The organism is Pseudomonas sp. B424 (genome assembly GCF_055408345.1).
Window position 1 is genome coordinate 83,378 of the sequence record NZ_JBUZTL010000018.1, and the last position, 22,425, is coordinate 105,802.

Annotated in this window: 18 protein-coding genes; 3 read left to right on the forward strand and 15 right to left on the reverse strand. The window is 58.9% G+C overall.

Annotation, left to right across the window (positions count from 1 at the left end; genetic code table 11):
• Positions 1-206: 206 nt before the first annotated feature.
• Positions 207-560 carry a BON domain-containing protein gene (locus ACZRMS_RS19025; protein WP_463996560.1) on the forward strand — a complete coding sequence of 118 codons (354 nt, stop codon included), beginning with the start codon at positions 207-209 and terminating at the stop codon, positions 558-560.
• 247 nt (positions 561-807) lie between these two features.
• On the opposite strand, the gene ACZRMS_RS19030 is transcribed toward ACZRMS_RS19025, so the two are convergent.
• From ACZRMS_RS19030 to dksA, 14 genes are all read right to left on the reverse strand, one after another.
• Positions 808-3,720 (reverse strand): DUF748 domain-containing protein, encoded by a 2,913-nt coding sequence (locus tag ACZRMS_RS19030; protein WP_463996561.1) that lies wholly within the window; start codon positions 3,718-3,720, stop codon positions 808-810.
• Between the two features lie 108 nt (positions 3,721-3,828).
• Complete coding sequence (locus ACZRMS_RS19035) at positions 3,829-4,842, reverse strand: class I SAM-dependent rRNA methyltransferase (RefSeq protein ID WP_463996562.1); 1,014 nt, start codon at positions 4,840-4,842, stop codon at positions 3,829-3,831.
• A 162-nt stretch (positions 4,843-5,004) separates the two neighbouring features.
• Complete coding sequence (locus ACZRMS_RS19040; RefSeq protein ID WP_463996563.1) at positions 5,005-6,186, reverse strand: acetyl-CoA C-acetyltransferase; 1,182 nt, start codon at positions 6,184-6,186, stop codon at positions 5,005-5,007.
• A 112-nt stretch (positions 6,187-6,298) separates the two neighbouring features.
• A complete protein-coding gene (locus ACZRMS_RS19045; protein WP_463996564.1) occupies positions 6,299-7,168 on the reverse strand; it encodes an oxygenase MpaB family protein in 870 nt (289 codons plus the stop codon).
• Positions 7,169-7,267: 99 nt separating this feature from the next.
• Positions 7,268-8,932 (reverse strand): glucose-6-phosphate isomerase, encoded by a 1,665-nt coding sequence (pgi, locus tag ACZRMS_RS19050; RefSeq protein ID WP_463996565.1) that lies wholly within the window; start codon positions 8,930-8,932, stop codon positions 7,268-7,270.
• A 264-nt stretch (positions 8,933-9,196) separates the two neighbouring features.
• Entirely contained in the window at positions 9,197-10,057 is an 861-nt protein-coding gene (panC, locus tag ACZRMS_RS19055; RefSeq protein ID WP_463996566.1) for a pantoate--beta-alanine ligase, read from the reverse strand.
• Complete coding sequence (gene panB / locus ACZRMS_RS19060; RefSeq protein WP_463996567.1) at positions 10,054-10,854, reverse strand: 3-methyl-2-oxobutanoate hydroxymethyltransferase; 801 nt, start codon at positions 10,852-10,854, stop codon at positions 10,054-10,056. The genes panC and panB overlap by 4 nt, the downstream gene beginning before the upstream one ends.
• A gap of 206 nt (positions 10,855-11,060) precedes the next feature.
• Entirely contained in the window at positions 11,061-11,549 is a 489-nt protein-coding gene (gene folK, locus ACZRMS_RS19065; protein ID WP_463996568.1) for a 2-amino-4-hydroxy-6-hydroxymethyldihydropteridine diphosphokinase, read from the reverse strand.
• A 3-nt stretch (positions 11,550-11,552) separates the two neighbouring features.
• Positions 11,553-12,947: a polynucleotide adenylyltransferase PcnB gene (locus tag ACZRMS_RS19070; RefSeq protein ID WP_463996569.1), complete on the reverse strand. Its 1,395-nt coding sequence runs from the start codon at positions 12,945-12,947 to the stop codon at positions 11,553-11,555.
• A gap of 747 nt (positions 12,948-13,694) precedes the next feature.
• Entirely contained in the window at positions 13,695-15,128 is a 1,434-nt protein-coding gene (locus ACZRMS_RS19075) for a sigma-54-dependent transcriptional regulator (protein WP_463996570.1), read from the reverse strand.
• A 22-nt stretch (positions 15,129-15,150) separates the two neighbouring features.
• Positions 15,151-18,105, reverse strand: coding sequence for a sensor histidine kinase (locus tag ACZRMS_RS19080; protein WP_463996571.1), 2,955 nt, complete (start codon positions 18,103-18,105; stop codon positions 15,151-15,153).
• Positions 18,089-18,265, reverse strand: coding sequence for a hypothetical protein (locus tag ACZRMS_RS19085; protein ID WP_003176118.1), 177 nt, complete (start codon positions 18,263-18,265; stop codon positions 18,089-18,091). Before ACZRMS_RS19085 ends, ACZRMS_RS19080 begins: the two co-directional genes overlap by 17 nt.
• 78 nt (positions 18,266-18,343) lie before the next feature.
• The gene (gene gluQRS / locus ACZRMS_RS19090) at positions 18,344-19,231 is read right to left on the reverse strand and encodes a tRNA glutamyl-Q(34) synthetase GluQRS (protein ID WP_463996572.1); all 888 of its coding nucleotides are present in this window, start codon (positions 19,229-19,231) and stop codon (positions 18,344-18,346) included.
• Positions 19,232-19,400: 169 nt separating this feature from the next.
• Positions 19,401-19,841, reverse strand: a complete 441-nt coding sequence (dksA, locus tag ACZRMS_RS19095; RefSeq protein ID WP_016783419.1) for an RNA polymerase-binding protein DksA — start codon at positions 19,839-19,841, stop codon at positions 19,401-19,403.
• Positions 19,842-20,163: 322 nt separating this feature from the next.
• On the opposite strand from dksA, the gene ACZRMS_RS19100 reads away from it, so the two are divergent.
• Together ACZRMS_RS19100 and sfsA are read left to right on the forward strand one after the other, a co-directional pair.
• Positions 20,164-21,336 (forward strand): pyridoxal phosphate-dependent aminotransferase, encoded by a 1,173-nt coding sequence (locus tag ACZRMS_RS19100; protein ID WP_463996573.1) that lies wholly within the window; start codon positions 20,164-20,166, stop codon positions 21,334-21,336.
• Positions 21,336-22,043: a DNA/RNA nuclease SfsA gene (sfsA, locus tag ACZRMS_RS19105; protein WP_463996574.1), complete on the forward strand. Its 708-nt coding sequence runs from the start codon at positions 21,336-21,338 to the stop codon at positions 22,041-22,043. The genes ACZRMS_RS19100 and sfsA overlap by 1 nt, the downstream gene beginning before the upstream one ends.
• Here the strand turns inward: sfsA and ACZRMS_RS19110 are convergent.
• Positions 22,026-22,364 carry a Rieske (2Fe-2S) protein gene (locus tag ACZRMS_RS19110; protein ID WP_463996575.1) on the reverse strand — a complete coding sequence of 113 codons (339 nt, stop codon included), beginning with the start codon at positions 22,362-22,364 and terminating at the stop codon, positions 22,026-22,028. The two genes, sfsA and ACZRMS_RS19110, sit on opposite strands and share 18 nt — an antisense overlap.
• Between the last annotated feature and the right edge of the window lie 61 nt (positions 22,365-22,425).

Below are 22,425 nucleotides of genomic sequence, written 5' to 3' on the forward strand. Positions count from 1 at the left end.
CGGGCCATCAGTGAAAAACCGCAACTTGCATGCAGGTTCGCAGCCGGTCATGCATTATGCACGACGATCTGTTTTCATCTTGTTTATAAGCTGTTGATTTATAAGGATTTATTTAAATCTGGAAGTTGGCACAACCCCTGCAACACTATAGGTAACCCTGCTGCCAGAAGACGGCGCAGATTTTGAAGAAGACAGGAGTTACTCGTATGAAGAAGTTCGCTATCGCTGCTGCAACTGCCACCGCTCTGACCCTGACCATGGCCAACGCTGCATTTGCTGCTCAAGCGACTAACCAGGCACCAATGGTCGTGGCTGCTGGCGAAGTAACCAAAGCCAAGGAAGCTACTTCTGACACTTGGATCACGACCAAAGTGAAAGCTGATCTGGTCACTGAAAAAGGCATTCCAGGCACAGACATCAAGGTTGAAACGAACAAAGGCGTTGTTTCCCTATCTTCCATGGTTCCAGTGACTGAAGCCCAAAAAGACATCGCGGTTGCCATCGCCAAAAAGATCAAAGGCGTCAAAGCTGTCTCGGCTGATGGCCTGAAAGCGGAATAAACCACCCTTGCTCGTAGAACCGGGGGACAAAGTCGTAGCAGGTGATTCAAGTAGTACGCCTGCTGGCTTTTAAAGAGGTTCATGCGACGGTCACACGGATGTGACCATTACAGCCCCCGGCGCTTGCGTCGGGGGCTGTTCTATTTGCGTAGTACCGTTTGTGCAGGAGCTGGCTTGCCAGCGATTGCATCACGGCGCAGAGCCAGGCCAACCGAACTGCCTGCAGGCTCCAGGCATAGTCAGATACTTACTCGCTATCCAGGTGCAGCGGTGAGATCACCCGGCCATCGCTTTCGGCCTCGCCCAGCGTAGCGTCGATAAAGTACACGCGGTCGTCAGCCAGCTGGCCTTTATCCACCAGGAAGTCCTTGATACTGCTTGCGCGGTCCTGACCCAGTTGGCGCAACAGCACTTCGCTTTTGCTCCAGAAGTCGATCAATGCAGCACTCATTTTGGCGGCTCGCTCATCACGGCTCAGATCAGCCCACTCGGCAGGCGGCTGCTGTTTGAGGCGGGTGCGGTAAATACCTTCCAGCAAGGCCGCTTTCTCATCCTCCGGCACTTTGAGCAGGGATGCCTGGGCTGGCACCTTGTCTCCACGGCGCTGGAGGATTTTGTAGAAGTTGTACTGATACTCGCGCTCAAGGCGATCCTGCGCAATGTGCGGGCCATCGCTGCTCTGTGCGGCGGTACCCTCGATTTCCAGGCGCAGGGCCGGGCGTTCCTTGAGGGCCTGGGCCAGAGTGGTCAGCGCTTTTTGCGCCTCCGGGCTCAGCTCGCTTGATCCTGGCGTGAACGACACTGTGCCCAGGTCCTCAGCGCCACCGCCGCTGATCAGTCCGCCAATGAACTTGAAGGGGGCTTGTGCGGCGCGCAGCACCAGGTTGCGTACGGTCTGCCAGATAATCGGCATCACACTGAACTGCGGATTGTTGAGGTCGCCGCTGATCGGCAGTTCGATGGAGATCTTGCCGTCGGTGTCCTTGAGCAAGGCAATAGCCAGTTTGATCGGCAGATCCACTGCATCGGGACTGTCGACTTTCTCCCCCAGCTGCAACTGCTCGACTACCAGTTTGTTCTCGGCCTTGAGCTGGCCGTTGCTGATCATGTAATGCAGATCAAGGTTCAGGCGACCCTTGCGTATGCGGTAGCCGGCAAACTTGCCGGAGTAGGGGGTCAGGGTCGTCAGTTCGACACGCTTGAAGCTGGTGGCGATATCCAGGCTGGCCATCGGGTCAAACGGGTTGACGCTGCCCTTGATGGTCACTGGCGCATAGCGGTCGACCTTGCCCGCTATGTTGACCGGGGCCGGCTTGGCATTGCGGCTATCGATAGTGCCGATCTGGCCATTGAGCTGTTGAACGGCAGTCTGGAAGTTCGGTGTCAGGCTAAAGTCGGCGAAGTTGGCCGAGCCGTCGTTGATCGCAATTGCGCCTATGTGGATGCCAAGCGGCCTGCTCTTGCTGGCCGTGCTTTTGGCCGTGCTGCCTGCGGGTTGCGGGATCAGCAGGTCATCGACGTTGGTGGTGCGATCGTCGTTGATCATGAAACGTACATAGGGTTTTTCGAAATTGACCCGGGCCACCGACAGGCTGTCACCGTGCTGGTACTTCACGTCGTCCAGCACCAGTTTCTGCCACTTGAGGAAGTCACGGTTTTTTAGCGTATCCAGTGTGTGCAACTGATCGACCTGGGCCCGGCCTTCTACGGTAAAGGCCAGCGGTTCGGTGCTTTTGAGGTTGACCGCCAGGTCGCTGCCGAGCATGCCGCTGCGCAGCTCAAGGCGTATGAAGGGGTCGATGTAAGCCTGGGCCACGCGCAGGTCGATGTCTTTGGTCGTGACGTTGAGCCTGGCACTCACCGGGCTCAGGTTGACGTCGCCGCTGGCCGTGAGCTGGCCCTGTTTGCCCACACCCGTGTCGAGGTTGAGGGTGAAGGGGGAGCGGTTCAGGCTGTCGAAGTCTTTGAGGTTCAGGTTGAGCGGCCCGATATCCAGTGCCACCGGGGTTTTGGGCTCGTTGTCGGCGAGGTGTACACGGTAGTCGCGCAGCTCAACATCCTTGAGCAGCACTTCCCAGGGTTTACCCGGTGCAACGGGCGCAGGTTTAGGTGCTTCAACCGTCACCACCTCGTCCGCTTTGTGCGCTGCTTTCTCGGGTTGGCTGGCAAACAGTTTTTGCCAGTCAAGCTGACCGTCTTTCTCGCGGGCGGCCCAGGTTTCGAGGTTCTTGCTCTGAATCTTGCCTACAACCACCTTCTGCTTTGCCAGGTCTACGCTGGTATCGCTGACGTCCAGGCGTTCCAGACGCACCAGTGGGCGTCCGTCCGGGGCGTTGATCTTGAGCGGCGAGATGCTTGCCGAGGCGTTGCTGAGCATCATCTCGGTTTCTTTGGACAGGTTGAGTGTGTAATCGGTGCTGAAGTTAAGGACGCCATCTTCAAGCACCAGCGGCACTGCGTCCCGCACATAGGGCCACCAGGTTTTCATCTGGCCATCGGTGACTTTAAGTTTGCCGGTGGAGGTGATGGGCACGATGCTCAGCGTACCGCTCCAGTCAACGCGCCCGCCTGCGGGACCTACCGCTACCAGCGTCATGTCGGCGTTGTCATCGGGCAGGGTACTGAGATTTTTCAGTTCAAGGTCCATCGAGTCGTACAGGAACTCGATGGGTTCGCCGGGGCGCATATCGGTGAAATGCAGGTAGCCGTCAGCGAGCTTGATGTTGTCGATGCGAACCGGGAAAGGTTTGCTCTCTGGATCGCTCGGGGTCGGGTCGCTGGCAGGGAGTTTGAACAGTTGTGTCAGGTTGAGCGTGCCGTCCTTGTTGAACAGCAACTCGGTTTTAGGCTTGTCCAGCTGCACATCTGCCAGGTGCAGGGCTTTGGTCCACAGGCTGTCGGTTTGCAGATTGAGATAAAGACGCTCTAACCCGACCTGCTCCTTGCCCGGTTCGCCGACTTTCAAACCCCACAATGTCAGCTCCAGGCTGAACGGATTGAATTCCAGCCGGTCGAGCTTTGCCGGCACCGTGGCGTAGTTGGCCAGTTGCTGGTTGATGATGCGCAAGCCTATGCCGGGCAATATCAGGAAGCCCAGCACGCTATAAAGTGCAATGGCAATCAGCACGGCGCCAATGGCGCGGATCAATCCTTTGAGCATGTTTGGGCGTCGTCTATAGCAGTCGGAAGTGCGTTTGAGTATGGCACGCGATTCTGGTTCCGAGACGGACGCCTTCTTTCAGGGGAGCTTTATTTCCCCGCCGGGGGTTTAGAACTGCAAAATCAGCGTTTTCAACGGTGGTTGCTGATCCATGGACGGAAAGTCACTGGCCGGGGCCAGCACTTGCCAGTCGCGAACCGGACGGCCAGCTTTCTCGGCGCAACGCAGCACCTGTTCGCGCCAGTCGTCCATACCCACTTTTGCCAGGTTATTGCAGCAGATCAGTACACCATCCGGTGCGGTTGCCAGGACTGCAGGCTTGAGCAGGCTCTGATAATCGCGCAGCAGGTCGACCGTGCCGAACGCGCTCTTGGCCCAGGCCGGCGGATCGAGCAGTACCAGGTCATATTCACGCTGATCAAGGCGCGGGTAGGCCGGCAGCTTGTGGCGGCGTTGAATGATCGGCAGCCCGGCCAGTTGGCGGATGGCGGCAAAATAGTCCGACTGCACGAACTTCATCTTGGGGAGCTCGGGGTTCAGCAGGCCGTTTTCGCGGCCAACCGCCAGGTTGCCTTCGGCGAAATCGAGGTTGCAGACTTCGCTGGCACCACCGGCGGCGGCACTCAGGCCGACGCCACAGGTGTAGGCGAACAGGTTGAGCACGCTTTTACCGGCGCTGTGTTCCTTGACCCAGCCGCGAGCGTTGCGCAGGTCGAGAAACAGCAGCGGGTCTTGGCCGGCATGGCGCCCGCGCACGCGGTACTTCAGGCCCCATTCGTGACCTATGGTGTCTTCAAGCGCGGCTTCTTCGGCGCGATAAACCGTGTCTTCGCGATCAATGCGCGAGTTGCCCTGGGAGCGATCGTTGTAGACCAGCAACAGGTCAAGGCCCAGGTGACGATTGATGGCGTCATGCAGTTGCAGCAAGTCATCGCGCTCAAGGCGCTGGTGAAAGCTTTGCACCAGCAGTTGCGGGCCGTAACGGTCGATGGTCAGGCCGCCAGCACCTTCCTGGCTGCCGTGGAACAGGCGATAGCAATCAGTGCCCTGGGCATGCAGCCCGGCCAGCAAGTCCTGACGGTTATCGAGGGCGGCGCGCAGCGCCTGATTCAAGGAAGACATGCGATGCGCCTTGGGGGATGGATAAGGCGCGGCAGTTTAGCAGAATAGGGTGTACGAAACTTCAGTGTGGGAGCCAGCGTGCTCGCGATTGCATCCGAGCGGTTTAACCGGCAGACCGCGTAGTCTGCATCGCGGGCAAGCCCGCTCCCATAAAGGGTGTGGTTACTCGCGCTCGATCGCCAGCGCTACACCCTGACCACCACCGATGCACAGGGTGGCGAGGCCTTTTTTCGCGTCACGCTTGATCATTTCGTGGAGCAGGGTCACGAGGATACGGCAACCTGACGCACCAATCGGGTGGCCAATGGCAATCGCGCCACCGTTGACGTTGACCTTGTCCGTATCCCAGTTCAACTCCTTGCCCACTGACAAGGCTTGCGCTGCGAACGCTTCGTTGGCCTCGATCAGGTCCAGTTGCTCAAGGCTCCAGCCGGCTTTGCTCAAGCAGCGTTGAGTAGCGCTGACCGGGCCGATGCCCATGATGGCCGGATCGACACCGGCATTGGCGTAGGCGGCGATTTTGGCCAGCACCGGCAAGCCCAGGGCTTGGGCTTTGGCGGCACTCATCAGCATCACTGCGGCGGCGCCATCGTTGAGCGAGGACGCGTTACCGGCCGTGACAGAGCCGTCTTTCTTGAAGGCAGGCTTCAGCTTGGCCAGTGACTCGGCGGTGGTGCCGGGCCGGGGTTGTTCGTCTGTCGCGAAGGCAATCGGATCGCCTTTGCGCTGCGGGATCAGGATCGGGGTGATTTCATCCACAAAGCGTCCGGCGGCAATGGCGGCTGTGGCTTTTTGCTGTGAGGCGGCGGCGAAGGCATCCTGTTCTTCGCGGCTGATACCGTATTTGGCCACAAGATTTTCGGCGGTGACGCCCATGTGGTAATCGTTGAACGCATCCCAAAGGCCGTCGCTGATCATGGTGTCGACGATCTGGCTGTGGCCCATGCGCAGCCCGGTGCGGGCGCCGGGGATGACATAGTTGGACAGGCTCATGTTTTCCTGGCCGCCGGCAATGATCACCTCGGCATCGCCGCAGCGAATGGCCTGCGCGGCCAGGTGCAAGGCCTTGAGGCCTGAACCGCAGACCTTGTTCAGGGTCAGGGCTGGCACCGCGAAGGGCAGCCCGGCCTTGATGGCCGCCTGACGGGCCGGGTTTTGCCCGGCGCCGGCGGTCAGTACCTGGCCCATGATGACTTCGTCGACTTGAGCGCCCTCCAGTCCTGTTTGTGCCAGCAACTGGCGAATCACTGCCGCGCCCAGCTCAACGGCCGGGACCTGGGCCAGCGAACCCTGGAAGCTACCAACAGCCGTGCGTGTTGCGGCAACAATTACGACGTCTTGCATAGCGTGAGTCCTCTTTATTTTTGGAGTGCAGTGCTCGGAATCAGGCGGGCATGGTGGCATAGAAGTCACCCTGCCGCAGCCCTCGGCAGCGACTACAAAAGCTCGGCGCCAGTCATGCCAGTCCCATACGCCGCCGCGCCCGTTGCACCGAGCCATTGCGCACGGCCCAGCGCAGGATTGGCGCGGTGCTTTTAACCCCGGCCCGCACCAGTTTGCGGGCCAATGGGCGCTGGTACAGGCCAAGCTGGTCGCTGGCCCAGTCCGGCAGCAAGTCGATACCGGCCTGCATCATCAGAGCCCCAAAGGGTTTGGCCAGCAGACTGGGGGAGGGGGCGTTGAGCAACAGACGAATCACTTCGTGGCTGCGTTCATCACACAGCAATTGAGGGCGGACACGGTCAAGGTAATCAGCGATTTGTTGACGGGAACGGGGCACGTTCGTGGCGCCCAGACGTTCAGCGATCATTGCGATTTCGTCGTAGTAACGATCCTGATCTGCGCCGGATAAATGTGGGTTGCGATAACGCAGATGGGTGGCGAGGAAGTTGCTGACTTCGGCCACATGCACCCAGGTCAGCAACTCGGGGTCGCTGGCGGCATACGGGCGGCCATCAAGGCCGGTGCCTGTGACTTGCAGGTGAATGGTGCGCACCTTTTCGATCAGCCAGTTGGCATCGCCTGTGGCGCCAAACGTGGTGCCGGAAATGAACTGTCCGGTACGGCGTAGCCGGCCCAGCATGTCCTGACGGAAATTGGAGTGGTCCCACACCCCGGCCAGTGCCAGTGGGTGCAAGGCTTGCAGCATCAAGGCGCTGATGCCGCCAATCAGCATGCTGGTGAAATCACCATGTACCTGCCAACTGATAGAGTCCGGGCCGAAGAGGCCGGGGTCGCCCTTGGGATTTTCGAGGTCGAGCTGGCCGAGTGAAAGCCCGGTCAGGCTCATGATCTGGCGTTCGATGGGGATGCGGATAAATTCCATGGAACCTCGGTTGTGCCGGCCAGTCGGGGAGACTGGCCGGCCAGGGCTGTTGACGTTTCGTTATGACACGCGACCCGAAACGTCAACAGGCCCTAGCAATCAACCGCGATGACGACCGCGGAAGTAGTTGATCAGACCTTGGGTCGATGCATCATCGGCGGCGTCTTCGATGCTGCCGGTCAGGCGATTGTATACGCCCTTGCCCAGCTCTTTGCCCAGCTCTACACCCCACTGGTCAAAGGCGTTGATGCCCCAGATAACGCTTTGTACAAAGACCTTGTGCTCGTACAGCGCAACCAGTGCGCCCAGACGGCGCGGGCTGATGCGTTCAACCACCAGGGTATTGCTCGGGCGGTTGCCCGGAATCACCTTGTGCGGCGCAAGTTTTTGCACTTCTTCTTCGGACATGCCTTTGTCGCGCAGTTCCGCTTCGGCTTCTTCGCGGGTTTTACCCAGCATCAGCGCCTGGCTTTGCGACAGGCAGTTGGCATACAGCCACTGATGGTGATCGGCAACCGGGTTGAAGCTGACAATCGGCACGATAAAGTCAGCCGGGATCAGCTGGGTGCCTTGATGCAGCAACTGGTGATACGCATGCTGACCGTTGCAGCCCACGCCACCCCAGATCACCGGGCCCGTGTCGGTGGACACCGGGGTGCCGTCCTGGCGCACGCTCTTGCCGTTGGACTCCATGTCCAGCTGTTGCAAGTGCTTGGTGATGTTACGCAGGTAGTGGTCATACGGCAGGATCGCGTGGCTCTGCGAACCCCAGAAGTTGCCGTACCAGACGCCCAGTGCTGCCATCAGCACAGGCATGTTCTGCTCGAACGGTGCGGTCTGGAAGTGCTGGTCCATGCTGTAGGCGCCGGACAGCAGCTCCTTGAAGTTGGACATGCCGATCGCCAGCGCAATGGGCAAGCCAATGGCCGACCACAGCGAGTAACGCCCGCCAACCCAGTCCCACATCGGGAAGATGTTTTCTTCACGGATACCGAAGGCTACAGCCGCCGCGTTGTTGCTCGACACGGCGATAAAGTGGCGATGCAGTTCTGCTTCAGAGCCGCCCTGAGCCAGGTACCAGGCCCGTGCCGCCTGAGCGTTTTTCAGGGTTTCGAGGGTGTTGAAGGATTTTGACGAAACGATGAACAGCGTGGTTTCTGCGCGCAGTTTTGCGGTCAGTTCATGGAATTCACTGCCGTCGATGTTCGCCAGATAATGGCAGCGCACACCTTTTTGGGCGTAGGACAGCAGAGCTTCAGATACCAGCTCGGGGCCCAGGAACGAGCCGCCAATACCGATGTTAACGATGTCGGTGATCGGTTTTTCGGTGTAACCGCGCCACAGGCCGTCGTGAATCCGGCCGACCAGTTCAGTCATCTGGTTCAGGACTTTGTGCACCTCGGGCATGATATTCACGCCGTTGACCGACAGTTTGTCGGCAACAGGGCGGCGCAGCGCGGTGTGCAAGGCCGGGCGACCTTCAGAGGCGTTGACGATTTCACCGCCAAACAGCGACTTGATCGCACCTTTGAGGTCGACCTCGTTGGCGAGGTTGACCAGCAGGTCACGGGTTTCGTTGTTGATCAGGTTTTTCGAGTAATCCAGAAACAGCCCGCAGCTGCTCAGGGTGAATTCTTCAAAACGCTTGGGGTTGCTGTTAAACGCGTCGCGCATGCTGAAGTTTTGCATGCCGGCACGGTGTAGTTTCAACGCTTGCCAAGCGGGCAGAGCGGTAACGTCATGAGGGGTGCGGTAGTACGCCATCGCTGCGGATATCCTTTTTTGCTTGAACTGCCTTGGACACTGAATACGCCTACACCCTTTATTGCTGGCGAGGTGTTCGGTCGGTCTGATTCTGCACATCAGCTAGAAGCAGGGCGATTACAGTAACCCTCTCGCCTGCTTCTGTCTTGGCTTTGTCTGACAACAAACAGTAACTTTTGTCACCGCTGCGTCACACGTGCTGAAACGATTCAGTGTTTCGTTATGGAGTGCGGGTCATTCCGCGGTTCCGCACAGCCCGTTCTGTCAGAGCGGGCTGTCGAGGTTTAAGTGCACGTTGTCGATCAAACGCGTAGCGCCCAGGTAGGCCGCGACCAAAATCACCAGGTCGCGATCTGCGGGTTGTGCCGGGAGCAAGGTGCCCGCGTGGCGAATTTCCAGGTAGTCGGGGCGAAAGCCTGTGGCTTCGATGTGCGCCAGGTGCTGGTTGACCAGTGCCGGGTAATCGCGCTCACCGGCGACGATAGCGCGCGCCATCTCGCTCAGGTGGCGGTACAGCGCTGGCGCCAGGGCGCGTTGCTCTGCACTCAAGTAACCATTGCGCGATGACAGCGCCAGGCCATCGTCGGCACGCACGGTGGGTTCGCTGATGATCTGGACCGGCATGTTGAGGTCGTTGACCATGGCGCGAATGACTGCCAGCTGCTGGTAGTCCTTCTGCCCAAAGATCGCGAGGTCCGGCTGAACCATGTTGAACAGCTTTGTGACCACGGTGGTCACACCGTCGAAATGCCCCGGACGACGGCTCCCGCACAGTTCGTTGCTGAGTTGGGCGGCGGTGACACGGGTCAGACCGTCCATGCCGTTGGGGTACATTTCTTCAACGGTGGGAGCGAACAGTAAATGGCAGCCCGCTTGCAGGAGTTTTTCCTGATCGGCTGCCAGTGTGCGCGGGTAGGTATCAAGATCTTCGTTCGCGCCAAATTGCAGCGGGTTCACAAAAATGCTCGCAACCACAAAGTCGGCTTGCTGCGCGGCAGTGGTCACCAGGGCGGCGTGGCCACTGTGCAGATTGCCCATCGTCGGAACCAGGGCTATCTGTTTGCCTTCACGGCGTGCGCGGGCTACAGCGGCGCGCAATTCGCGAACGGTTTTAACTGTGTTCATGCAGAGAATCCGTGTTCGGTACCAGGAAAACTGACGGCTTTGACTTCAGTTACATACGCGCTGAGGGCGCCGTGGATATCAGGCTGGCCAGTCATGAAGTTCTTCACGAACTTGGGCGAGCGACCGGTCAATGACAGGCCGAGCATGTCGTGCAGCACCAGGACCTGGCCGTCTGTGTCGCTGCCGGCGCCAATGCCGATCACCGGGATTTTGACCGCGTGGGTGATTTCTGCAGCCAGCTCGCTCGGTACGCATTCGAGCAGCAGCATGGCCGCGCCCGCCTGCTCGAGGGCAATGGCATCAGCGCGCATTTGGCGGGCCTGATTTTCGTTGCGCCCTTGCACTTTGTAGCCGCCCAGCACATTCACTGTTTGCGGGGTCAGGCCCATGTGCGCGCAGACCGGAATGCCGCGCTCGGTCATGACACGGATCGACTCGGCCAGCCAGACCGCACCTTCGACTTTGACCATATGCGCACCGGCCTTCATCAGCTGAGCGCTGTTGTTCAGGGTTTGTTCGAGTGTCGCGTTAGCCATAAAGGGCATGTCGGCGAGAATCAGAGCGTCCTGGTTGCCGCGTTTGACGCAGGCCACGTGATAGGCCATGTCGGCGGTCGTCACAGGCAATGTGCTGTCATGCCCCTGTAGAACCATGCCCAGGGAGTCGCCTACCAGTAGCACTTCAACACCGGCCTGATTGCAGGCATGGGCGAAGGTGGCGTCATAGCACGTCAGCATGGTGATTTTTTCACCTTTCTGCTTAAGGCTTTGCAGGGTGGTCAGGGTAATAGCTGGCATGAAAAGGATCCTCGTCAGGCAGTGTGATAACCACTGCGAGTAACGCGTGTGATTCATCGTTATGAACAGGCACACCGTTATAAAGGGTGCTTATAAAGCCTGCTTTTCACATTGCGCCGCCCAGTGGACGGCAGCGGGATGCCTATAGTCGTGACGAGGACACGGGAAGTCAATTCTGGGTGTTACTGAGCGCTTATTGATTCGTTTCAGCGTTGGCTGCCGAGGCGTTCCAGACCGACAAACGGGCAATCCGCCAATAGCTGGGCCAGAGTACGGCCGTCGGCGAGTTTCAAGTCAGCAGGGGCCAGTTCGGCCAGCGGGTAGAGTACGAAAGGTCGTGCCTGCATGTGGTAATGCGGGACTTTGAGGCGTGGTTCATCGATCAGGTGATCGCCGAACAGCAGGATGTCCAGGTCCAGGGTGCGCGGGCCCCAACGTTCGTGGCGTTCGCGGCCCTGGTCAAGTTCAATGGCTTGTAGCGCATCGAGCAAGTCCAAAGGCGCCAGCGTGCTGTCGATGGCGGCCACGGCATTGGTGTAGCGCGGCTGACCCGCCAGCAACGAATCGCTTTGATAGAACGCTGAAACCCCTGCAAGTCGGGAGTCAGGCAATTGCGCCAGTGCCTGGACAGCACTGCGCAATTGATCTGCCGGGTCAGCCAGATTGCTGCCCATTCCAATGTAGATGCGTTCCATCGCTTACTCGTCCGCTGCGGCGCTGCGTTTGCGCTTGGCTCCGCTGGTACGGCGACGCTTGCGCGGTGCCGGCCCTGTGCCGTCTTCCTTGGCACTGCTCAGGTCGCGAATCATGTCGCGGCGACCGCTGTCATTGGCATCCTGATAGTCAGTCCACCATTGGCCCAGGCCGTTGGTCTCTTCACCTGCACTTTCGCGCAACAGCAAGAAGTCGTAGCCAGCACGGAAGCGCGGGTTGTCGAGCAGCATGTCGGCACGTTTGCCACTGCGGCGCGGCAAGCGCTCCTGCATGTCCCAGATTTCGCGAATCGGCATCGTGAAGCGCTTGGGAATAGCAATCCGCTGGCATTGCTCGCTGATCAGTTCGTGTGCTGCTTCCTGCATGGCAGGGATCGCTGGCATGCCGCGGTCCTGCAAATACATTACGCGAGCTGGCAGGGCAGGCCAGAGCAAGGCGGCAAACAGGAAGGCCGGGGTTACCGGTTTGCCCTGTTTGATCCGCAGATCGGTGTTGCGCAACGCTTCGCTGATCAGGGTGTGGGTGTATGTCGGGTTGTGCTCCAGTGCTTCGGCGCTGGCCGGGAACAGAGGATCGAACAACTCGAGGTCGACCAGCATTTCAAAGGTGTCTGAAGCGTTACCCGAGAGGAACAGCTTGAGGACTTCTTCGAACAGTCGTGCAGACGGGATCTCGCGCAGCAGCGGCGCCAGTTCACGAATCGGCGCGGCGGTGTGTTTTTCGATGCCAAAGTTGAGCTTGGCGGCGAAACGCACAGCCCGCAGCATGCGCACCGGGTCTTCCTGGTAGCGCTGTTGCGGGTCGCCGATCAGGCGCAGCAGGCGGTTGCGAATATCGTGTACGCCATTGGCGTAATCGAGGATGCGTTCGCTGACCGGGTCGTAATACAGGGCGTTGATCGTGAAGTCACGACGCTGGGCGTCTTCTTCCAGAGTGCCGTAAACGTTGTCGCGCAAAATGCGCCCGCTTTCATTACGCGAGGACTGGTTGCTGTCTTCCTCTTCGTCGTTTTGCGGGTGGTTTGCACGGAAGGTGGCGACCTCAATGATTTCGCGACCAAAGTGGATGTGAACCAACTTGAAGCGCCGACCGATGATTCGCGCATTGCGAAACTCGGCACGCACTTGCTCGGGCGTCGCGCTGGTGGCGACGTCAAAGTCTTTTGGCGTGATGTTGAGCAGCATGTCGCGTACGCAACCGCCGACCAGATAGGCCTGATAACCGGCGTTCTGCAGGCGTTCGACGATATTGACCGCGTAGCGGCTGAACTGGGCACGTTGCAGCGAATGTTGGCTGCTGTTGAGCACTTCAGGGGTGCTGCGCAGTTGTTGCGTACGACGCTTGGGAGAACGGAATGACTGGAACAGCTTCTTCAGCATGGGATGCACTGTTTGAAGGAATGTTCGGCCAAAACGAAGAATGACCGCATGATGGGCGGGGATTCTAGCATTTAGTCAGGGGATGGTGTAGGACGCTTAGCCGCTCTTGCTAGCGAAGCTGCAAGCGGCAAGCAGAAAAAGCGCCAAGAAGGGCGGCTTAGACGGTCAGGGGGATTTGTTAAATCGCAGAAACCACAAGGGGAGCCGAAGCTCCCCCAGAATTAGTTACGTGCTCTATTTTTATTATTGATTGCGGGCTTTTTGTTTTTGTTAATCGCCCTGGTTACAGAGGTTTTGCCTGTGTAACCCTCCCAATCGGGAGATAAGAGCAAACGGATTGCTTTGGTCGCTGTGTTGATCTGATCAGTGATCCAACTAGTTCAGGCTCTGCTTTAAAGTGCAGTTTTGTTGTTCTCTGCCTAGTCGTGGGGCAAGCCCCAATGACAACACCTCTCCAAAAGAATCAGTTAGCTGCGCCTCCGCCGTGTTGTTTTTGTTATGCGTGAGCCGATACGTCTTATTTTTATTGTGTGTTGCTGTGATTCTTATTGTTCTTATACGAATACATATAGCAGGTGTCGTGCCAACTTTTGCGAGGCCCAGCAAAATAAGGGTTTTATAGGGTTTTTGCTTTTTTCAGGGCAAAAAAAAGCCGGGTCATCGTTACCGTAAGACCCGGCTTTTGTTACGTGATTTAACTGAGGTAACAGTTTTTTTACATTTTGCAGTGTTACCTGAGGGTTTGCCCTAGCCTTCGCTTGGCACGCCGGTTTTGCGCCGCGGGATTCCCAGGCGCTGGCGCCGCTCCCACAAACACTTGCGGCTAACCCCCAGTTTGCGGGCCAGTTCGGTCTCGGTCATGTGGTCCTGGTGCTCAAGCACAAAGTGCTGGAAGTAGTCTTCCAGTGACAGGTCTTCGGTCGGATCAAGGCTGGTGTTACCGTTACCGATGCTCTGCTGCGGGGCAAGGCCGATGAAATCGTCGTCTTGCAGGTCGCTCAGTTCAATATCGATACCCAGCAGTTCGGCCGAGATTTCCGGGCTTTCGCACAGGATTACCGCGCGCTCGACGGCGTTTTCCAGCTCGCGAACGTTACCCGGCCATGAGTAGTGGCTGATGGCTCGTTCGGCATCGGGGGCGAATTTCAGGTCGGTACGGCCTGCGCGTGCGCTTTGGCGTGCGAGAAAGGCGTGGGCGATCTCGTTGACGTCGGGGCCACGTTCGCGCAAAGCCGGCAACTTGAGTGCGATGACGTGGAGGCGGTAGTACAAGTCTTCGCGGAACTGGCCTACCTTGGCCAGGCTCTTGAGGTCCCGGTGAGTCGCGGCAATAAGGCGCACATCGACCTTTTGCGACTGCACGGAACCTACGCGGCGAATCTCGCCTTCTTGCAACACGCGCAGCAGGCGGGCCTGGGCCTCAAGGGGCAGTTCGCCGATTTCATCCAGGAACAGCGTGCCGCCGTCGGCCGCTTCAACCAGGCCGGCCCGGCCAGCGCTGGCGCCGGTAAATGCGCCTTTCTCGTGGCCGAACAGCTCTGACTCGATCAGTGACTCGGGGATGGCCGCGCAGTTCACTGAAATCATCGGCGCCTTGGCGCGTTTGGACAGGTTGTGCAGGGCGCGTGCGACCAGTTCTTTACCGGTACCGGATTCGCCCTGGATCAGGACATTGGAGTCGGTTGGCGCCACTTTGCGGATCTTGCTGTACATGTCCAGCATCGGTGGGCAGGAGCCGATGATGCCTATCTCGCCGTTGCTGTTATCCACAGCACTTTTGTCGGCAATGCCCGGCTTGGCAGGGCGCTCGGCGGGTACGCTTTGGGCATTTTGCCGATCACGCAGGATGCGGGCCACGGCTTGCAGCATTTCGTCGTGGTCGAATGGTTTGGCGATGTAGTCGACTGCGCCCATTTTCATCGAGTCAACGGCCGAGCGCAGGCTTGCATAGCTGGTCATGATCAGCACCGGCTTGCCCTGGCCAAGCTTGATCAGTTCAGTGCCCGGTGCGCCGGGCAGGCGCAGGTCGCTGACGATCAAGTCGAACGAGGGAATGCTGAAACGCTCCTGCGCTTCTTGCACCGAGCCAGCTTCGCTGACCTGGTACTGATTGCGCTCCAATAACCGGCGTAACGCGGAGCGGATGATGGTTTCATCTTCGACGATCAAAATATGCGGCATTGATTCAGTTCTCTCGACGGTCTCAGTTCACAGCGGACGTCGCTTCGACATGACGCGGTAGTGTCACCCGGATACGGGTTCCGCGTTGGCTTTGAATGTCAGCCGGGCTGTCGATGGTGATTTGTCCATAATGCTCTTCAACGATGGAATAGACCAGTGCAAGGCCCAGACCGGTGCCTTCGCCAGGGTCCTTGGTGGTGAAAAAAGGTTCGAACAATCGGTCCATGATGTTCTTTGGAATGCCTGTCCCTTCGTCTTCCACAATAAGGTCGACAGTGTGCTCGCTGGCCTCACTTTTGACCCGTACTGCGCTTCCGGCAGGCGAGGCGTCACGGGCGTTCGACAGCAAGTTGATCAACACCTGGGCGAGCCGCTGGGGGTCGCCTTCGACCCAGTGATCCGGGTCGCAAAGGTTGTAAAACTGCACTTCGAAATTGCGCCGGTTCAGGGCCAGCAAACCGATAGCATCCTGGGCCACTTCCGCCAGACAGACGGGCTCGTCATTGTGTTGGTGGCTGCCGGCATGGGCGAAGCTCATCAAGGACTGCACGATGCGCGAGATGCGTTTGGTCTGTTCAAGGATCTGGCTGCTGATCTCAGTCAACTCGGCGTCGTCTTCACGCTCTTCGCGCAGGTTTTGCGCCAGGCAGGCGATGCCGGTTACCGGGTTGCCGATTTCGTGAGCCACACCGGCGGCCAGGCGGCCGATGCTGGCCAGACGCTCGGAGTGCACCAGCTTGTCTTCGAGCATCTGGGTTTCTGTCAGGTCTTCGACCAGTAACACCAGGCCGCTGTTGCCGGGGGCCAGGGGTTCATCAATGGCGGCTTTGTGCAGGTTGAGCCAGCGGGTCTGGCCGTCGAGGGCCAGGTGCTGCTTGTGCAAGTGCTCGTCCGGCAGGTCGATAAACCCTTGCAGCAGCTCGCGCCACGGATCGCCCAAGGTGCTCAACCGTGAGCCCACCACGCGTTGGGCCGGGATGCCGGTCAACTCTTCCATGGCTTTGTTCCACATCAGGATCTCTTGATCCTTGGCCAGCGAACACACGCCCATGGGCAGCTCTTGCAGGGTTTGGCGGTGATAGCGGCGCAATGCGTCGAGTTCGGCTGCCAGACCTGTAAGGCGTGAGTGGTAGTCCTCAAGCCGGCTTTCGATGAAGTGAATGTCTTCGGTAACGTAGTTTTCACCGCCGGACTTGTAGGGCAGAAAGGTTTCGACCATGTCCTGAGCAACGCTGGGGCCCATCAGGCCTGACAGGTTGGCCTCGATGCGGTCGCGCAGACGGCGCAAGGCATAAGGGCGGCGCTCATCAAAGGGCAAGAAGAGGTCGCGCAGCGCTTGCTCGACTTCTTTTTGTGCGGCCTTGGCCCCCAGAGGCTTGGCCAGCTGGGTTGCAAACTCCTGGGGCGAGGCGGCATGCAGTTCGCGCCGTTGCGGGCGACGTACGTTGTCTACTGCACAAGCTTCGGCGGCACTGGTTTCTTCGGGGCTGGCGTTGGTGAACAGCGAGATCAGGGTGAACATCAGCACGTTGGCAGCCAGGGACGCGATGGCTGCCATGTGCCAGCTGGTGTCGTCCAGCACGTAGATCATGTTCAGCCACGGGATGTAGAACCCCTGGAAGTCGCCGATCAGCGGGAACAGCATGCTGGCCATCCACACCAGTATCCCCGCCAGCAGCCCGGCGATGAAGCCGCGTCGGTTGGCGGTCGGCCAGTACAGCACCGAGAGTACGCCCGGCAGGAACTGCAAGGTGGCGACAAACGCCACGATGCCGAGGTTGGCCAGGTCCTGTTCGGCGCCCAGCAGCAGGTAAAAACCATACCCGGCCATGATGATGGCAACGATCAGAGCACGACGGGTCCACTTCAGCCAGCGGTAGATGTTGCCCTCGGCGGGTGGCTGATAAAGCGGCAGCACCAGGTGGTTCAAAGCCATGCCCGAGAGCGCCAGGGTGGTGACGATAATCAGCCCGCTGGAGGCCGACAGCCCGCCCACATAGGCCAGTAACGCCAGGGGTTTGCTGTTGGCGGCGATACCGATGCCGAGGGTGAAGTATTCGGGGTTGGTGGTGGCACCCAGTTTGAGGCCTGCCCACAGAATCAGCGGCACGGCGAGGCTCATCAGCAGCAGGAACAGGGGCAGGCCCCAGCTGGCGCTGACCAGTCCCCGAGGGTTGAGGTTCTCGGTGAAGGTCATGTGATACATGTGAGGCATCACGATGGCGGAGGCGAAAAACACCAGCAGCAGGGTGCGCCATGGGCCTTCCTGCAATGGTGTATGCAGGGCGGCGAGGGCCGTCTGGTTTTGCAGTAGCCAGACTTCCAGTTGTTGCGGGCCATCGAACACGCCGTAGAGTGCGTAGAGGCCTACGCCGCCAATGGCGATCAGTTTGATTACCGACTCAAAGGCAATGGCGAATACCAGCCCTTCGTGTTTTTCCCGGGTTGCGATGTGCCGCGAGCCGAAGAAGATCGTAAACAGTGTAATCAGGGCGCAGAAGCTCAGGGCGACGCGGTGTTGCACCGGTTCGCGGGTCAGAATGCTGATGGAGTCGGCCACGGCCTGGATTTGCAGGGCCAGCAGCGGTAACACACCAATGAGCATGAAGATTGTGGTCAGCGCACCGGCCCAGGTGCTGCGAAAGCGGAAGGCGAACAAGTCGGCGAGCGACGAGAGCTGGTAGGTGCGGGTGATTTTCAGGATGGGATACAGCAGCACTGGCGCCAGCAGGAACGCGCCGGAAACACCGAGGTAACTGGACAGGAAACCGTAGCCATATTCGTAGGCCAAACCCACCGTGCCGTAAAACGCCCAGGCACTGGCATAAACGCCCAGGGACAGGGTGTAGGTCAGCGGGTGACGAATGATTGCGCGCGGGATCATTCCGCGTTCACTGATCCAGGCTACGCCAAACAGCACCCCCAGGTAGGCGGCGCTGATCAGGATCATCTGGGTCAGGCTAAAGCTCATCGGCATCTTTTTGGCTCTGAAGAATAAAGGTCACAACGATCAGAATCAGCCAGAGCAGATAGGGCCTGTACCAGGCGCCTGTCGCATCGATCCACCAATCCATGATGGCGGGAGAAAACAGGTAGATCCCGACAACCAGCAACAGGACCAATCGATAGATATACATCCCGTCCTCACTTTTACAGGCCGCATGCCCAAAAACGTGCGGCGATGTTAACGGATGGCTGGCAACCTGCAAGGGCTGTCAGCGTAATTGCGCCTCGGCCAGGGTGAGGGTGCGCGGGATATTGCCTGCGTTCCAGTGGGCAATCCCCCAGTCGAGCACTTCACGCGGGGTGGCATCGTTCAAGCATAGGTCCGGAGCCTGGCCCAGGGTGCGTAAGGCGCGAAGCAGTAGCGGTGTGGTCTGGTCGGGTGTCAGGGGCGGCGAACGGTACGATTTGCCGAGTTTGTGGCCATCCGGCTGTACGATCAGCGGCACATGCAAGTAGCGCGGCTGCGACAAACCCAGCAGTTCTTGCAGGTAGAGCTGGCGCGGTGTGGAGTCCAGCAGATCGGCGCCGCGTACGATATCCGTCACGCCCTGGGCGGCGTCATCAAGCACTACGGCCAATTGATAGGCGTATAGCCCGTCACGGCGGCGAATTACAAAGTCGCCCACCTCTCGGCCAAGATGCTGGGCGAACGGGCCCTGGACCCGGTCTTCAAAGCGGTATTCAAGTTCCGGGACGCGCACGCGTATCGCGGCGTTCTCCATCGAATGGCCCGCATTGCGGCACAGCCCGGGGTAAATGCCGTTGTAGCCTTCAAGTTGTTTGCGCGAACAGGTGCATGCGTAGGCCAGGCCCATGCTGAACAGTCGATTCAGTACTTGCGCGTATGCCTCGAGGCGCTCGCTTTGACGAACCAGTTCGCCGTCCCATTCAAAACCGTAGCGTTCAAGGGCATCGAGGATGGCGGCCTGGGCGCCGGGCATTTCGCGCGGCGGGTCCAGGTCTTCCATGCGCAGCAGCCAGCGACCGCCTACAGAGCGGGCGTCGAGGTACGAGGCGAGGGCGGCCACCAGCGAACCAAAATGCAGATGGCCGCTGGGCGTAGGGGCGAAGCGCCCGATGTAGGAGGGAGCAGTCATGGACGTGGGCCGGTTTTTTGTGGGAGCGGGCTTGCTCGCGATGCGGCAACCCGGTTTCGAGCGATTGGCGCGGTGATGCTATCGCGAGCAAGCCCGCTCCCACGCAGGGCACTGGAATTTCAGAAACAAAAATGGGGCGTTTGCACGCCCCATCTGGTCAACCCGGCGATTACTTGCCGACTTGTTTTTCCTTGATTTCAGCCAAGGTTTTGCAATCTACGCACATGTCCGCAGTAGGGCGGGCTTCGAGTCGACGGATACCGATTTCGACGCCGCAGGATTCGCACCAGCCATACTCTTCGTCTTCGATCAGTTGCAGTGTCTTGTCGATTTTCTTGATCAGCTTGCGCTCGCGATCGCGTGCGCGCAGTTCCAGGCTGAATTCTTCTTCCTGGCTTGCGCGGTCGGATGGGTCAGGAAAGTTTGCCGCTTCGTCTTTCATATGATCAACGGTGCGGTCGACTTCCTGCATCAAGTCCTGTTTCCACTTTTGCAGAATCTTGGTGAAATGTTTGCGCATGGGCTCGCCCATGTACTCTTCACCCTTCTTTTCAACGTAGGGTTCAAAGCCGCTAAGTTGAGTATTCTGTTGCTTTGCTTGTGTGGGCATGAAATGGACCGCCTCTCATTCTTCTAATCCATTGCGCAGGATTGCAACATCACCGACACCTGCCGGCCCTGCGGCTGCAAGCGGGCGAACTTACCAGATCAAATCGGACCGCGCTACTCCCGCATGTCTAGCCCGTTGTCAGTGGTTGCGTACAGAGCCTGCAGTGCTTGTGATTAGTGCCTGATTAATAATTTTAGTCGAACTGTGACCGGGGCCTGGGTTGTTTGGTTCTATCGAGAGATTGGTTAAGACAGTATTTAACTCTCTCTTGTAGTCCTGCTTGGGTAGAATCGTTTATTTGCTTACCCAGGAAGGCAGGCTCATGGCTCAGTCTTACAGTGCGCGCAGCCGCGCAATCGAACCTTTCCACGTGATGGCGTTGCTGGCGCGTGCAAACGAGTTGCAGGCGGCGGGGCACGATGTGATTCACCTGGAAATCGGCGAGCCGGACTTCACCACGGCCGAGCCGATCATTGCCGCCGGTCAGGCCGCCCTGGCAGCCGGAAAAACCCGGTATACCGCAGCCCGTGGTTTGCCTGAACTGCGTGAGGCCATCTCGGGGTTTTATCAGCAGCGTTATGGGTTGGACATCGACCCTTCGCGAATTCTGATTACACCGGGCGGTTCCGGCGCCTTGTTATTGGCAACAAGCCTACTGGTTGATCCGGGTAAACACTGGCTGCTTGCAGATCCGGGCTACCCATGTAATCGGCATTTCCTCCGTTTGGTGGAGGGCGCAGCGCAGTTGGTGCCGGTGGGACCGGATGTGCGCTACCAACTGACGGCTGATCTGGTGGACCGCTATTGGGATCAGGACAGCGTAGGCGCCCTGGTCGCATCCCCGGCCAACCCTACCGGTACGATGCTGAGCCGTGATGAACTGGCCGCCCTGTCCGCAGCGGTCAAGGCGCGCAACGGCCACTTGGTGGTGGATGAGATCTACCATGGCCTGACCTACGGTTGTGATGCGACAAGCGTGCTGGAAGTCGATGACAGTGCATTTGTGCTCAATAGCTTCTCCAAGTATTTCGGGATGACCGGGTGGCGCCTGGGCTGGCTGGTCGCACCGCCTGAGGCCGTGGCCGATCTGGAAAAACTCGCACAGAACCTCTACATCAGTGCTCCAAGCATGGCCCAGTACGCAGCACTGGCCTGTTTTGAGCCGCAGACACTGGCGATTCTGGAAGGTCGTCGTGCCGAGTTTGGGCGTCGTCGTGACTTCCTGTTACCGGCCTTGCGTGAACTGGGGTTCAGCATCGCGGTAGAGCCCGAAGGCGCGTTCTACCTGTACGCCGATATCAGTGCGTTTGGCGGGGATGCATTTGCGTTTTGCCAGCATTTTCTTGAAACACAACATGTAGCCTTTACCCCTGGCCTGGATTTCGGGCGTTTTCAGTCCGGGCACCACGTACGGTTTGCCTACACTCAGAGTTTGCCGCGCCTGCAGGAAGCCGTTGAGCGGATCGCCCTGGGCCTCAAGAGCTGGAAGGGCTGATGCGTTTTTCACCTGAGCTGGAAGAAGGGCGGCTGATTAAGCGTTACAAACGTTTCCTGGCCGATATCGAGACCACGACCGGCGAGTTGATGACCATTCACTGTCCTAATACCGGTTCTATGTTCAATTGCATGGTCGAGGGCGGTCAGGTCTGGTTCAGTCGCTCCAATGACCCCAAACGCAAGTTGCCGGGCACCTGGGAAATCAGCGAAACCCCACAAGGGCGGCTGGCGTGCGTGAACACCGGGCGCGCCAATCGCTTGATCGAGGAGGCGCTGCTGGCGGGAGTGATTACAGAACTTGACGGCTTTACCGCGCTCAAGCGCGAAGTGGCTTACGGGCAGGAAAAAAGCCGGATTGATTTCCGTCTGGAGTACCCGGAAGGCTTTGCCTATGTCGAGGTCAAGAGCGTCACCCTGGGGTTTGACGGTTCCCGTGTGGCGGCCTTCCCTGATGCCGTGACGCAGCGTGGCGCCAAGCATTTGCGCGAGCTTTCGGCCCTGGCGCGGGAGGGGGTACGTGCCGTCCAGTTGTACTGCGTCAACCTTACGGGTATCGACGCGGTACGCCCGGCCGAAGAAATTGACCCGGGCTACGCGGCAGCGCTGCGTGAGGCGGTGGCGGCCGGGGTGCAGGTACTGGCCTATGGCGTGAGCCTGACGCCCTACGCGGTAGTGGTTGATCGTCGACTAGAGGTCATCCTCTGACGCTTCTGACGTAACCCATATCCCTTGGCTGTCTTCGCTGCAGTCAAGGGCTGTCAGAAACTGCCCGGTGCAAGGCCCGGCAACGCATTCCCCGCTTTCGATCAGAAACAATGCCGAGTGGGTTGCGCACTGGATCAGGCTGGCGCTTGAGTCGAGAAACTGATCCGGTTGCCACTCCAGCGAAACCCCGCGATGAGGGCAGCGATTTTTGTAGACGTACACCAGGCCTTCTCGGCGAACTGCGAACAGGCGCAGTTCATCGAGCTCAAAGCCACGGCTTGTGCCTTCGCCCAGTGCCTCTGAGGGACATAAAAACTTCATGGCGTTCCTTAATAGCAGCCAAACGGTTGTGTTGATGATCCAGGGCTGAGCGGGTTAAGAG

Bases quoted from the DNA above. Each gene is read 5' to 3' on its own strand.
- panC (WP_463996566.1), bottom strand. From the start codon at position 10,057: ATGAACACAGTTAAAACCGTTCGCGAATTGCGCGCCGCTGTAGCCCGC.
- ACZRMS_RS19100 (WP_463996573.1), top strand. From the start codon at position 20,164: ATGGCTCAGTCTTACAGTGCGCGCAGCCGCGCAATCGAACCTTTCCAC.
- ACZRMS_RS19085 (WP_003176118.1), bottom strand. From the start codon at position 18,265: ATGTATATCTATCGATTGGTCCTGTTGCTGGTTGTCGGGATCTACCTG.
- ACZRMS_RS19080 (WP_463996571.1), bottom strand. From the start codon at position 18,105: ATGCCGATGAGCTTTAGCCTGACCCAGATGATCCTGATCAGCGCCGCC.
- ACZRMS_RS19075 (WP_463996570.1), bottom strand. From the start codon at position 15,128: ATGCCGCATATTTTGATCGTCGAAGATGAAACCATCATCCGCTCCGCG.
- panB (WP_463996567.1), bottom strand. From the start codon at position 10,854: ATGCCAGCTATTACCCTGACCACCCTGCAAAGCCTTAAGCAGAAAGGT.
- gluQRS (WP_463996572.1), bottom strand. From the start codon at position 19,231: ATGACTGCTCCCTCCTACATCGGGCGCTTCGCCCCTACGCCCAGCGGC.
- ACZRMS_RS19035 (WP_463996562.1), bottom strand. From the start codon at position 4,842: ATGTCTTCCTTGAATCAGGCGCTGCGCGCCGCCCTCGATAACCGTCAG.
- pgi (WP_463996565.1), bottom strand. From the start codon at position 8,932: ATGGCGTACTACCGCACCCCTCATGACGTTACCGCTCTGCCCGCTTGG.
- ACZRMS_RS19030 (WP_463996561.1), bottom strand. From the start codon at position 3,720: ATGCTCAAAGGATTGATCCGCGCCATTGGCGCCGTGCTGATTGCCATT.
- dksA (WP_016783419.1), bottom strand. From the start codon at position 19,841: ATGCCCACACAAGCAAAGCAACAGAATACTCAACTTAGCGGCTTTGAA.
- ACZRMS_RS19070 (WP_463996569.1), bottom strand. From the start codon at position 12,947: ATGCTGAAGAAGCTGTTCCAGTCATTCCGTTCTCCCAAGCGTCGTACG.
- ACZRMS_RS19025 (WP_463996560.1), top strand. From the start codon at position 207: ATGAAGAAGTTCGCTATCGCTGCTGCAACTGCCACCGCTCTGACCCTG.
- ACZRMS_RS19045 (WP_463996564.1), bottom strand. From the start codon at position 7,168: ATGGAATTTATCCGCATCCCCATCGAACGCCAGATCATGAGCCTGACC.
- ACZRMS_RS19110 (WP_463996575.1), bottom strand. From the start codon at position 22,364: ATGAAGTTTTTATGTCCCTCAGAGGCACTGGGCGAAGGCACAAGCCGT.
- ACZRMS_RS19040 (WP_463996563.1), bottom strand. From the start codon at position 6,186: ATGCAAGACGTCGTAATTGTTGCCGCAACACGCACGGCTGTTGGTAGC.
- sfsA (WP_463996574.1), top strand. From the start codon at position 21,336: ATGCGTTTTTCACCTGAGCTGGAAGAAGGGCGGCTGATTAAGCGTTAC.
- folK (WP_463996568.1), bottom strand. From the start codon at position 11,549: ATGGAACGCATCTACATTGGAATGGGCAGCAATCTGGCTGACCCGGCA.